The following is an 11,614-nucleotide window of genomic DNA, read 5'->3' on the forward strand; positions in this document are numbered from 1 at the left end:
CGGCCGCGCGCACAGCCTGGACACCGCCGCGCTCCCCGCCCAGCCGGTCTACCTGGTCGACATCGACTCCGCGAAGACGATGACGGCGGGCCTGACGGCCCGCCGGACGCGGTCAGGAGCCGCCGAGCAGGGCCGGCGCGGCCACCGGCGCACGGCCCAGCGCCCCGAGCAGTTCGGCGGCGGTGTACACCCGGTGCGCGGTGACCCCGACCGGGGCCGGCGCGAGCGGGATGATCAGATCCTCGGCGGCGGACGGGCCGTGCAGCCACAGGGCCGTGGCGTAGTGGCCCGGCATCGACAGCAGCCGAGGCTGGTGCTGGGCGTGTGCCGCGTGCGCGAGCTGCCAGGCCTGCCGCAGGGCGCGCAGCGTCGAGTCCGGGTAGGGGCCCGCGGTGAAGTGGGAGAAGCTGTGCCCGGCAGGGGTTTCGACCACCTCGGCCGAGGCCGCGAACTCGCCGGCCCCGTTCTTGATCAGGAACCGCCACCCGGTGCGCCTGGCCTCGGCCGGACTCGCTCCGGGCCGCTCCAGCACGTACACCGCCAGGGGATGGACGGGCAGCAGCGGGCCGGGGCCGTGGCGCAGGACGGAGGCGGCCGGCTGTCGGAGCCCGGCCTCGGAGTCCAGGGCGGCCAGGACGGCGCGCAGGGCACCGGGCGGGGGCTGAGGGGTCTGCAGGGTCATGGTGAGTCGCCTCTCCGTGCGAGATCGGCGTGCGAGTGCGGCATACCGGCATGGCGTCGATGTGGCGGGGCCTGGGCCGTGTCCGGTTGGGCATGATCGCGGTGCGTGCGCGGGCCCGCCGTCGACCAGCCGGTGTCGGCTGAGGGGTCGAATGCGGGCGACCGGGCCGGGGCGCAGTGCGAATTCTACTCGAACAGGTGCGCAGGGTGACCTTCTTATCACGTTCGGTGGCGTGGTGCAAGTTGGGGTGTTGCTGAAAGAGGGTCAGGAATCTTGTCCCGACGGCACGTTCGAACGGCCGGGCTATCGATCTTCCGGATGGGCATATTGCTTGCACCGTCGACCGAGGGGGAGGGGAGGACCCATGGGCGAGAAGGTCGTGGCGACCCGCGCGGAACTGTCCGACCGGCAGCTGTACCGCCGCAAACTCCAGTCCTGTCTGGACGTGCTGGAACGGATGCTGCGCGAGCAGCGGTTCGACCGGCCGCGGGCCATGATGGGCCTGGAGATCGAGCTCAACCTGGTGGACGAGCAGGGGCTGCCGGTGCTGGGGAACTCCCGGGTGCTGCAGTCGATCGCCTCCGCCGACTTCCAGACCGAGCTCGGCCAGTTCAACGTGGAGGTCAACATCGCGCCGCGGCGCCTGGGCGGCCACGTGCTGGAGGACCTGCGCGAGGAGATCGACACCGGCCTGCGGTACGCCGACCGCAAGGCGGCCGAGGTCGGCGCCCGGATCGTGATGGTGGGCATCCTGCCGACGCTCGACCTGGACCACACCGGTCTCGAGGCGATGTCCCACAACGACCGCTACACCCTGCTGAGCGACCAGATCCTGGCCGCCCGCGGCGAGGACATCGCCCTCGACATCGAGGGGGTGGAGCACCTCGCGGTCGAGTCGGTCTCGATGGTCGCGGAGGCCGCCGCCACCTCGCTGCAGCTGCACCTGCAGGTCACCCCCGAGCGGTTCGCGCCGGTGTGGAACGCGGCCCAGGCGATCTCCGCCGTCCAGCTGGCGCTCGGCGCCAACTCGCCCTTCCTGTTCGGGCGCGAGCTGTGGCGCGAGACGCGCCCCGTTCTGTTCCAGCAAGCCTGTGACACCCGTTCGGCGGAGCTCAAGGCGCAAGGAGTGCGCCCCATAACCTGGTTCGGCGAGCGCTGGGTGGACTCGGTGCTCGACCTCTTCGCCGAGAACCTGCGCTACTTCCCGGCCCTGCTGCCGATCTGCGACGACGAGGACCCGGCCAAGGTGCTGGCCTCCGGAGGGGTGCCGAGGCTCGCCGAGATGCGGCTGCACAACGGCACCATCTACCGCTGGAACCGCCCGGTCTACGACATCGCCGACGGCGTCGCCCACCTGCGGGTGGAGAACCGCTGCCTGCCGGCCGGCCCGACGGTCGCCGACACCCTGGCCAACGCCGCCTTCTACTACGGGCTGGTCCGGGTGCTCGCCGAGCAGCCCAGGCCGGTCTGGAACCGGCTCCCGTTCGCCCGGGCCGACGAGAACTTCCAGACCGCCGCCCGGTACGGCATCGACGCGGTGCTGCACTGGCCGGGCCGCGGCCGCGCCGGGCGGGCGGTCGCCCCGGTGGCCGCCACCGACCTGGTCCTCGGCGAGCTGCTGCCGCTGGCCTACCAGGGCCTGGACGAGTGGGGCGTCGAACCGGCAGACCGGGACCGTTACCTGGGGATCATCGAGCAGCGCTGCCTGCGCCGGACCAACGGCGCGTCCTGGCAGGCCGCCACCGTCCACCTGCTGCGCGAGCAGTACGGCATGGACCCGGGCGCCGCCATCGCCGCGATGACCCGGCGCTACCTGGAGCACATGCGCGGCGGTGAACCGGTGCACACCTGGCCGGTGGGCTGAGCGGGCCGGGCCAGTGCAGCACCGCGGCGGGGTCGGCGACCGGGCGCGGCGATCGGGGTCCGGCGGGGCGCGGCGCCCGGGACCGGGTTCTCATCCGGCTGTGGAAGGATGATCGGCCCGGAGACCGGTCGGGTCGCCGGGCCCCGCCGGACCACCTCCGCGGGGCGGGGTACCGCGCGCTGGAGACCAGGTGACGACCGCTTCGACCGAGCCCGACCCGCAGGCCGAGGAGGCCGCCGGCGCCCGCCGGCTGCTGGCCGTGGAGCTGCTGATCGTCCTGGGGCTGTCGCTCGGGGCCAGCGGGATCTCGTCCGCGATCAGCTTCGTGGGCTCGCTGACCGAACCGGCCGCGCTCGGCCACCAGGTGGCCGTGCTGAACGGTTCCCGGGCGCCCGGGCGGCCCTGGCTGGACCTGGCCTGGCAGCTGTTCTACGTCGCACGCGGCCTGATGCCGGTCGTCCTGGTCGGCTACCTGCTGGTCCGCGAGGGCAGCTCGCTGCGGGTGCTCGGCTTCGACCTCACCCGCAAGCTCTCCGACCTCGGCCGCGGGCTGGCGGTGGCCGCCGCGATCGGCGGCACCGGCCTCGGCCTGTACCTGGCCGCGCACGCCGCCGGGGTCAACCTGGCGGTGGCGCCGTCCGGCCTGCCCGACGTGTGGTGGCGGATCCCGGTCCTGGTGGCCTCCGCCTGGCAGAACGCGATCCTGGAGGAGGTGGTCGTCCTCGGCTACCTGGTCCGCAGGCTGCGGCAGCTGGGCTGGGCTTGGCCGTCGGTGATCGCGACCAGCGCGGTGCTGCGCGGCTCGTACCACCTGTACCAGGGGGTCGGCGGGCTGGTCGGCAACATGGTGATGGGCGTGGTGTTCTGCCTGCTGTACCGCCGGTGGGGCCGGGTGATGCCGCTGGTGGTGGCCCACGCGCTGATCGACACCGTCGCGTTCGTCGGGTACGCGCTGCTCGCGGGCCACGTCAGCTGGCTGCCCACCGGCTGAGCCAGGCCGGGGCCCGGCGGCGGGCGCTCGGCTCAGACCGCGGGCAGCGCCCGCAGGACGCCGTCCAGCACGGTGACGGCCCGTCCGGCCAGCAGCACCCGGTCGCCGGCCACCTCGCAGCGGACCAGCCCGCCGCGCGGTGAGGCCTGGTAGCCCGTCACCTTGGTCCGGCCGAGCCGCCCGGCCCAGTACGGCGCGAGCGCGGTGTGCGCGCTCCCGGTGACCGGGTCCTCGGGGATGCCGACGGCCGGCGCGAAGAAGCGGGAGACGAAGTCGTACCCGGAGCCCGGGTCGTCGGCGGGCGCGGTGACCAGGACCCCGCGGACCGGCAGCCGGGTGAGCGCGCCGAGGTCGGGCGAAAGCGCGCGGACGGCGTGCTCGCTGGGCAGCAGCACCAGGTAGTCGGCGAGAGCGCCGGTCTCGAAGGCGGCGAGCACCGGCCGGCCGAGCGCCTCCTCGACGCCGGGCAGGGTGTCCACCGGCAGGTGCGGGTTGGCGGGGAAGTCCAGGGTGATGGTGCCGTCGGCCTCGGGGAGCGCGCGCAGCAGTCCGCCGCGGGTGTCGAAGCGGACCCAGCCCTCACCGAGCAGGCCGTCCGAGTGCAGCGCGTGGACGGTGGCCAGGGTGCCGTGCCCGCACAGGTTGACCTCCTCGACGGGGGTGAACCAGCGCAGGCCCCAGTCGGCGTCGCCGCCGGGCAGCGGCAGGGCGAACGCGGTCTCCGAGAGGTTCATCTCGGCGGCGATCCGGCGCATCTGCTCGTGCTGCGGCCAGGCGGGTCCCTCGAGCAGGCAGACCGCGGCGGGGTTGCCGCTGAAGGGTCGGTCGGTGAAAGCGTCGATGATCCGGATTCGCATACGGCGAATCTATCCCTGACCGGTGCTTTTGCGACAATGCCAATCGGCATCGGGTGGCCTGGTCCCGGCCGCCGCCGTCACCCCGGGCCCGGGCCGCCGGCCCGCCCGCGCAGCAGGTCCGCCCGGTGCAGCAGGTTCGCCCGGTGAAGGAGGGCCGGCCGCGGCGGCCGGGCCAGCAGCCGGTCGACGTGCCGGCGCTGCAGGCCCTGTCCGGGATCGACCCGCAGCAGGGTCCGGTCCCGCCGAGGGAGGGCCCGCCGCCGCAGGCTGCCCGGGATGATGTCGTCGATCCAGGCGAACGGCCGGCCGTCGGCGTAGCGGACGATCGGCGCCCACTTGCGCCCGGAGAACAGGTCCAGCAGCGGGACCTCGGGGTCGTCCGGCTGCGGCACGTACCCGGTGAACCGGACCACGGGCAGCTCGGGCAGGCCGAGCCGCGGGGCGATGTGGAGGTTGGCCTGCTCCTCCCAGGTGGTGGCCCAGACCAGTCGGTAGTGCCCGGCCAGTTCACGCAGCCACTCGCCGTGGCGCTGCGAGAGCAGCACGGTGTAGCCGAGCAGCTGGTGGCGGTCGAAGTGGTCGTCCGGGTCCGGGTGGGCGGGGTTGAGGACCCCGTCGACGTCGAGGAAGAGCAGCGGGTCGGGCAAGGGCGTCCCTCCGTGGAGCGGTTGTCGCCCGCAGGGACGGCCGTCGCGGCCGGCCGGTTCCGCCGGCCGGGGTCAGCCCAGGTGGCCCCAGAGGAAGCTCAGGGTGCGCTGCCAGGCGATCCGGGCCTGCAGGGCGTCGTAGTGGCCGTTCGGGTCCTCGTCGTTCATGAAGGCGTGGCCGGCCGGGTAGAAGTGGATCTCGGGCCGCCGGTCGGTGGCCTCGCCGATCCGGATCGCGGCCTCGTCGACGGCGGCCGGCGGGTAGGAGCGGTCCTGTTCGGCGTAGTGCCCGAGGACGTGCGCGGTGAGTCCGCGGTAGTCGAAGTCCCGGTTTTGGGGCAGGCCGTAGAACGGGACCACCGCGGCCACCCGGTCGCCCTGCTGCGCGGCCAGCACGAGGGCGAGCCCGCCGCCCATGCAGAAGCCGGCCACGCCGACCGCGTCGCCGACCACCTGGGGCTGCGCCAGCAGGAAGTCGACCGCGCCGGAGAGGTCCTGGGCGGCCTGTTCGGCGGGCAGTTCGGCGAGCATCCGGGCCGCCTCCTCGCGGTTGTGCGCGACGGCGCCGCCGTACAGGTCGGGGGCGAGGGCGACGAAGCCCTCGGCAGCGAAGCGGTCCACCAGGTCGGCGATGTGGCTGGTCAGCCCCCACCACTCCTGCACCACCAGGATGCCGGGGCCGACGCCTTTGGGCGGCAGTGCCAGGTAGCCGTGGGCGGTGTGCCCGTTGCTGGGGAAGGTGACGTTCTGCCGGGAACTGCCCATGACCTCTCCGTCGGGTGGGCCGCGTGCCGCGGCGGCCGGCGGGCGGCGGCTACGGCCCGCGGGTGCATGCTACTGATCGTGCGGCGCCGGTGTCCGGGATCCGCGCCACCCGGCCGACGGGGTGTCAGCCCATCTCCTCCAGCGCCTTGCCCTTGGTCTCCTTGATACAGAACGCGACGAACGGGATGGAGAGCAGCGCGAATACGGCGTAGATCACGTAGGTGGCCGACAGGTTCCAGTCGGCGAGGTCCGGGAAGGAGACGGTGATCGCCCAGTTGGCGATCCACTGCGCGGAGGCGGCCACCGAGAGGGCGAGCGCCCGGATCTTGTTCGGGAACATCTCGCCGAGCAGCACCCAGACCACCACGCCCCAGGAGAAGGCGAAGCAGAACACGAAGACGTGGGCGGCCACCAGCGCGACCGTCGCGTAGGTGTCGTCCAGGGTCGCGGTGTCGCCGGTGCCCTGCCGGAAGGAGAACGCCCAGGCGGCGGTACCCAGCGCCAGCGCCATGCCGGCGGAGCCGGCCAGCGCCAGCGGCTTGCGGCCGATCCGGTCGACGAGCGCGATGGCCACCACCGTGCCGACCACGTTGACGATCGAGGTGGAGAGGCTGATCAGCAGCGAGTTGCTCTCGTTGATGCCGACCGACTGCCACAGGAAGGAGGAGTAATAGAAGATCACGTTGATGCCGACGAACTGCTGGAACACCGAGGCGCCGATGCCGACCCAGACGATCGGCAGCAGCCCGAACCGCCCGCCCAGCAGCTCCTTGAGCCGCGGCCGGTGCGAGGTGTTCAGGACCGCGCGGATCTCGGCGACCCGGGCGTCCAGGTCCACCCCCTCGCCCTCGACCTCGCGCAGCACCTTGCGCGCCTGGTCATCCTTGCGGTTGGCGATCAGGAAGCGCGGGGACTCCGGGATGGCCAGCGCCATCCCGCCGTACACCAGGGCCGGGATGGTCTCCACGCCGAGCATCCACTGCCAGGCCTGGACCCCGCCGAGGTGGTTGGTGGAGTCGCCGCCGGCGGCCTGGTTGAGCGCGTAGTTGGCGAGCTGGGAGACGGTGATGCCGAGCACGATGGCCAGCTGCTGGAACGACGCCAGCCGGCCGCGGTAGGCGGTCGGCGCGACCTCGGCGATGTAGGTCGGCGCGATCACCGAGGCGATGCCGATCGCGACACCGCCGACCACCCGCCACACTGCCAGCACCTGGATGCTGGGCGGGAACATCGAGCCCACCCCGCTGATCGCGAACAGCACCGAGGCCAGCAGCATGGTGCGGACCCGGCCGAACTGGTCGGCCAGCCGCCCGGCGACCACCGCGCCGGCCGCCGAGCCGAGCAGCGCGATGGCCACCACGAACGCGGTCTCGCCGTTGCCGACGCCGAAGTGCTTCTGGATGCCCGTCACCGCACCGTTGATCACGGCGCTGTCGTAGCCGAACAGGAAGCCGCCCATCGCGGCCGCCGCCGAGATGAAGACCACGTGCCCCAGGTGGGCCTGGTCGGCGGGCTGGGGCTGGGTGGAGGTGGACAGGGCGAGCTCCCGGGATCCGGCGGCCCACCAGCTCGGCCGGGTGAACAGCAATCCGTGCCATTCCACCAGCACTCGGGCCGGATCGCGCGCCGTGGAGCTGACGGGTCGACAGGTCGCTGTCCGGCTCACCCGATCGGCCGGGTCCGGCGGGCGGGCCGGGCCGGGGGGGGCGGTCCGTCAGGTCTGCGGGCAGCCGCCCGCCCGGCGGGCGTTGCGCCGCAGCAGCTGCGCCCGGGCCGCCGCGTCCAGGCCCTCGCCGCGCCCGGCCAGCCGGTCGGCCAGCGCGGCCTGCACCGGGACCGGCTTCTTGTCGTCGTACTTGAACTTCGCCCGTACCTCGCGGACCGTCAGCCGCAGCCCGCGCAGGCCCGCCAGCAGCGGTCCGAACGGCGGCCGGCCGGGCTCGACCCGGACCTCGGGGGTCTCCGGCTGGAAGTGCGCCAGCTGGCGGTTGAGGATCTCGGCCTTGCCCGCCGCGTCCTCGACCGGCTCCGCGGTGCAGTGGAACTGCACTGAGGCGTAGTAGCTGGTCGGGGTGCCAGGCTCGCCGCGCCAGTGGCCGGGGGCGAAGACGTAGTCGTCGGTCACCGCCAGGGTGACGTGCGGGTCGGCCCGGACGGCCGCCCACAGCGGGTTGGGCGTGGCGAGGTGGAGCAGGATCTCGCCCCGGTCGGCGTCCAGCAGGAAGTGGGTGGGGACCAGGACGGGGCCGGCGCCGGCCGGGCCGTTGGCCGCCAGCAGCCCGAAGTCCCGCCCGGCCGCCAGCCAGGCGCGCCACTCGTCCTCGTCGCCGCGGTCCCAGGAGCGGATCAGCATCAGGCGCCGCCGTGGCCGAACCCGCGCAGGTGGGCGGGGAGCGGGCCGGGGCTGGAGGGGTGCGGCTCGGGGGCGCCGTACACCGTGGTGACGGGGATCAAGCCGGACCAGTGCGGCAGGCCGAGGTCGGCGGCGTCGTCGTCCGCGTCGTCGGCCCGGGTCTTTGCGGAGACCTCGTCCAGGTCGAGCCGGACCACGGCGGTGGCGGCCAGCTCCTTGGCGTTGGCCGGGCGGACCTCGCCGGAGCGGCCGGGCACGGCGTGGTCGACCAGCGCGTCCAGCGCGAGGGCCAGCTCCTCGGGGTCCGTGACCTGGTACGCGGTGCCGTGGGCCACCACCGAGCGGAAGTTGACGGAGTGGTTGAACGCCGACTTGGTCAGCACCAGGGCGTCCACCAGCGTCACCGTCACGCAGACCCGCAGGCCCTGGTCGTCCCCGGCGGCGCGCAGCGGGCGGCTGCCGGTCGAGCCGTGGACGTACAGCCGGTCGCCGACCCGGGCGTAGATGGTGGGCAGCACCACCGGGGCGCCGTCCGGCGCGACGAAGCCGAGGTGGCAGACCCAGGAGCTGTCGAGGATCTGCTGGATCGCCTCCTTCTCCCAGGTGGCGCGGTCCTTGTAGCGGGTGGGGGTGGTGCGAGGGGTCCGGGCGTACGCCGTGTCCGACATGACAACCTCTATGTACTAGTGCATACTTGTGTTTGTGCTAGGAGATTATCGGATCAAGGGTCGGCGCGCCACCGAGATCGCCGCCGACGTCGAGCGCGCGGTCGGTGCCGGCGCGCTGGCGCCCGGCGCGCCCCTGCCCGCGCTGCGCGACCTCGCCGGCGAACTCGGCGTCAACCCCAACACCGTCGCCGCCGCCTACCGGCTGCTGCGCGACCGGGGCGTCATCGAGACGGCCGGCCGCAAGGGCAGCCGGATCCGGCCCCGGCCCGTCACCGCCCCCCGCGACCAGGTCCGGATCCCGGTCCCGCCCGGCGCCCGGGACCTCTCCAGCGGCAACCCGGACCCGGCGCTGCTGCCCGACCTCGGCCCGGCGCTGGCCGTCGCCGCGACCGCGGCCGCCGACCGTCCGGTGATGTACGGCGACCCGGTGGCCGACCCCGGCCTGCTGGAGCTGGCCGCCGCCGCGTACCGCGCCGACGGCGCCCCCGAGGGCGCGCTCGCGGTCTGCTCCGGCTCGCTCGACGCGATCGGCCGGGTGCTGGCCGCCCGGTTGCGCCCCGGCGACCTGGTCGCGGTCGAGGACCCGGGCTGGGGCAGCCTGCTCGACCTGCTGCCCGCGCTCGGCCTGCGGACCGTACCGGTCGGCCTGGACGACCAGGGGCCGCTGCCCGGCGAGGTCGGCGCCGCGCTGGCCGCCGGCGCCCGCGCCCTGATCGTCACCAGCCGGGCCCAGAACCCGACCGGCGCCGCGCTCGGCGCGGCCCGGGCCGCGCGGCTGCGCCCGGTACTGGCGGCCCACCCGGAGGTGCTGGTGATCGAGGACGACCACGGCCACGGCATGGTCCACCAGCCGTTCGAGTCGCTGGTCGCGGCGGACGGCGGCGGCGCCGCGGTCCGGCACTGGGCGCTGGTCCGCTCGGCCGCCAAGGCGCTCGCCCCCGACCTGCGGCTGTCGGTGGTACTCGGTGACCGGGACACCGTGGACCGGGTGCTCGGCCGCCAGCGGCTCGACACCGGCTGGGTCAGCCTGCTGCTCCAGCGGACGGTCGCCGAGCTGTGGCGCACCGGCGCCGCGCCGCCCGGGGAGGTCGCCGCCGCGTACCGCGAGCGCCGGGAGGGGCTGCTGGCCGCGCTCGCCGCCCGCGGCATCGCCGCGCACGGGGAGAGCGGCCTGAACGTGTGGGTGCCGGTCCCGGACGAGTCCGGGGTGACCGCGGCCCTGGTGCAGCGGGGCTGGGTGCCCTCGCCGGGCGCCCGCTACCGGCAGCAGTCCCCGCCCGGCATCCGGCTCACCGTCTCGACCCTGACCGCGGCCGAGGCGACCGCCCTCGCGGACGATCTCGCGGGGATCCTCGGCGGCCGCGGCGACGGCTCGCGACTGATCTGAACCGACCGGTAACTCAGCGAAATACCTCTGTCGGATACCTAGCGGTAACAAGCGCGCGCATGTCACATTCATCGCGCCACCGGCCGGCGGCCCACCCTCACCCGTGCCTCGCGACCCCACCTTCGCGAGGCCGTCCGCAGGAGTTTCGCCGTGCCCAAGAGCCGACGCACAACCCCACGCACCCCGCGCATCCTCGCGCTGCTCGCCGCAGCAGCGCTCGCCCTGCCCGGCCTGACCGCGCTGGCCGCCCCCGCCGGGGCGGCCGAGACGGCCGGTACCACCACCGCCACCGTCTCGATGGGGGACAGCTACATCTCCGGCGAGGCCGGACGCTGGCAGGGCAACAGCCTGACCACCAGCGGCAGCCGCAGCGGCACCGACCGCGCCTACACCGGCAGCGGCTACGACCCCTCCCGGGTCTACGGCAGCACCTACGCGAGCGGGTGCGACCGCTCGGACGTGGCCGAGATCCGCAGCGCCGGCACCATCAGCCAGGCCCAGATCAACCTGGCCTGCTCGGGCGCCGTCAGCTCCAACGTCTTCCGGGCCTCCAACGGCGGCCAGTCCTTCAAGGGCGAGGCCCCGCAGGCCGACCAACTGGCCACCGTGGCCCGGCAGTACAACGTCAAGCTGATCACCCTCTCGATCGGCGGCAACGACCTGGGCTTCGCCGACGTGATCTCCAGCTGCGTGCAGGACTACCTGGTCTGGTACTCCTACTGCCACGACGATCAGCAGGCCGCGGTCGACTCGCAGATGGACGCGGCGATGGCCGGCGTCTCCAAGTCGGTCGACGAGATCCGGGCCGTGATGTCCGCGGCAGGCTACGCCAACGGCAGCTACCGGATCGTGCTGCAGTCCTACCCGTCGCCGATCCCGCGCAGCAGCGAGAACCGCTACCCGGAGAGCGGCTGGACCCGGGCCAACACCGGCGGCTGTCCGTTCTGGAACCAGGACGCGGACTGGGCGCGCGACAGCCTCGTCCCGCAGATCTCCAACGGGATCGCCGCCGTGGCCGCCGCCAAGGGCGTGCAGTTCCTCGACCTGCGCGACCTGCTGCAGGGCCGCGAGGTCTGCTCCAAGGCCACCAAGCTGGCGACCTCCTCCAGCGCGCCCTCGGCGACCACCAGCGAGTGGGCCCGCTGGCTCGACATGGGCACCTCCACGCAGGGCACCCTGCAGGAGTCGTTCCACCCGAACTACTACGCCCAGCTCGCGCTCGGCCGCTGCCTGACGCTGCTCAACGCGCAGCCGACCGGCAACTGGTCCTGCCGCAACACGGCGGGCAAGGACACCACCGGGGTGTACCTGGCCGCCCGCTGACCGACCCCGCGGCCGACCCGGCCCGCCGGGCACGGACGCGAACCGGCGCCGCCGTCCCGCGTCCGCTGCCGAACGAG

At 74.0% G+C, this 11,614-nt stretch carries 11 protein-coding genes; 4 read left to right on the forward strand and 7 right to left on the reverse strand.

Annotation, left to right across the window (positions count from 1 at the left end; genetic code table 11):
* Window positions 1–112: 112 nt before the first annotated feature.
* The gene (locus tag AB0D08_RS38570) at window positions 113–682 is read right to left on the reverse strand and encodes a hypothetical protein (RefSeq protein ID WP_033825439.1); all 570 of its coding nucleotides are present in this window, start codon (window positions 680–682) and stop codon (window positions 113–115) included.
* A gap of 364 nt (window positions 683–1,046) precedes the next feature.
* Between AB0D08_RS38570 and AB0D08_RS38575 the strand changes: the two genes are divergently transcribed.
* Together AB0D08_RS38575 and AB0D08_RS38580 are read left to right on the forward strand one after the other, a co-directional pair.
* The gene (locus AB0D08_RS38575; protein ID WP_033825440.1) at window positions 1,047–2,546 is read left to right on the forward strand and encodes a glutamate-cysteine ligase family protein; all 1,500 of its coding nucleotides are present in this window, start codon (window positions 1,047–1,049) and stop codon (window positions 2,544–2,546) included.
* A gap of 190 nt (window positions 2,547–2,736) precedes the next feature.
* Window positions 2,737–3,537 carry a CPBP family intramembrane glutamic endopeptidase gene (locus AB0D08_RS38580; RefSeq protein ID WP_033825441.1) on the forward strand — a complete coding sequence of 267 codons (801 nt, stop codon included), beginning with the start codon at window positions 2,737–2,739 and terminating at the stop codon, window positions 3,535–3,537.
* A gap of 32 nt (window positions 3,538–3,569) precedes the next feature.
* Here AB0D08_RS38580 and AB0D08_RS38585 read toward each other — a convergent pair whose 3' ends face one another.
* The 6 genes from AB0D08_RS38585 to AB0D08_RS38610 all read right to left on the reverse strand — a co-directional run bounded on the left by AB0D08_RS38585 (window position 3,570) and on the right by AB0D08_RS38610 (window position 8,827).
* Window positions 3,570–4,394 (reverse strand): PhzF family phenazine biosynthesis protein, encoded by an 825-nt coding sequence (locus AB0D08_RS38585; protein WP_359895031.1) that lies wholly within the window; start codon window positions 4,392–4,394, stop codon window positions 3,570–3,572.
* Window positions 4,395–4,471: 77 nt separating this feature from the next.
* Window positions 4,472–5,041, reverse strand: a complete 570-nt coding sequence (locus AB0D08_RS38590; RefSeq protein ID WP_158515654.1) for an HAD domain-containing protein — start codon at window positions 5,039–5,041, stop codon at window positions 4,472–4,474.
* Between the two features lie 72 nt (window positions 5,042–5,113).
* Complete coding sequence (locus AB0D08_RS38595; protein ID WP_359895033.1) at window positions 5,114–5,806, reverse strand: dienelactone hydrolase family protein; 693 nt, start codon at window positions 5,804–5,806, stop codon at window positions 5,114–5,116.
* 124 nt (window positions 5,807–5,930) lie between these two features.
* Window positions 5,931–7,343, reverse strand: coding sequence for a sugar porter family MFS transporter (locus AB0D08_RS38600; RefSeq protein ID WP_359895038.1), 1,413 nt, complete (start codon window positions 7,341–7,343; stop codon window positions 5,931–5,933).
* A 177-nt stretch (window positions 7,344–7,520) separates the two neighbouring features.
* Entirely contained in the window at window positions 7,521–8,159 is a 639-nt protein-coding gene (locus AB0D08_RS38605) for an FMN-binding negative transcriptional regulator (RefSeq protein WP_033825444.1), read from the reverse strand.
* Window positions 8,159–8,827 carry a pyridoxamine 5'-phosphate oxidase family protein gene (locus AB0D08_RS38610; RefSeq protein WP_033825445.1) on the reverse strand — a complete coding sequence of 223 codons (669 nt, stop codon included), beginning with the start codon at window positions 8,825–8,827 and terminating at the stop codon, window positions 8,159–8,161. The genes AB0D08_RS38605 and AB0D08_RS38610 overlap by 1 nt, the downstream gene beginning before the upstream one ends.
* A 34-nt stretch (window positions 8,828–8,861) precedes the next feature.
* Here AB0D08_RS38610 and AB0D08_RS38615 point away from each other — a divergent pair, with 34 nt between their 5' ends.
* Both AB0D08_RS38615 and AB0D08_RS38620 read left to right on the forward strand, forming a co-directional pair.
* Window positions 8,862–10,214 carry an aminotransferase class I/II-fold pyridoxal phosphate-dependent enzyme gene (locus tag AB0D08_RS38615; protein WP_033825446.1) on the forward strand — a complete coding sequence of 451 codons (1,353 nt, stop codon included), beginning with the start codon at window positions 8,862–8,864 and terminating at the stop codon, window positions 10,212–10,214.
* A gap of 150 nt (window positions 10,215–10,364) precedes the next feature.
* Entirely contained in the window at window positions 10,365–11,537 is a 1,173-nt protein-coding gene (locus AB0D08_RS38620) for a GDSL-type esterase/lipase family protein (protein ID WP_359895036.1), read from the forward strand.
* The last annotated feature ends 77 nt before the right edge of the window (window positions 11,538–11,614 follow it).

This window comes from Kitasatospora sp. NPDC048540 (assembly GCF_040651175.1).
Classification (GTDB): Bacteria; Actinomycetota; Actinomycetes; order Streptomycetales; family Streptomycetaceae; genus Kitasatospora.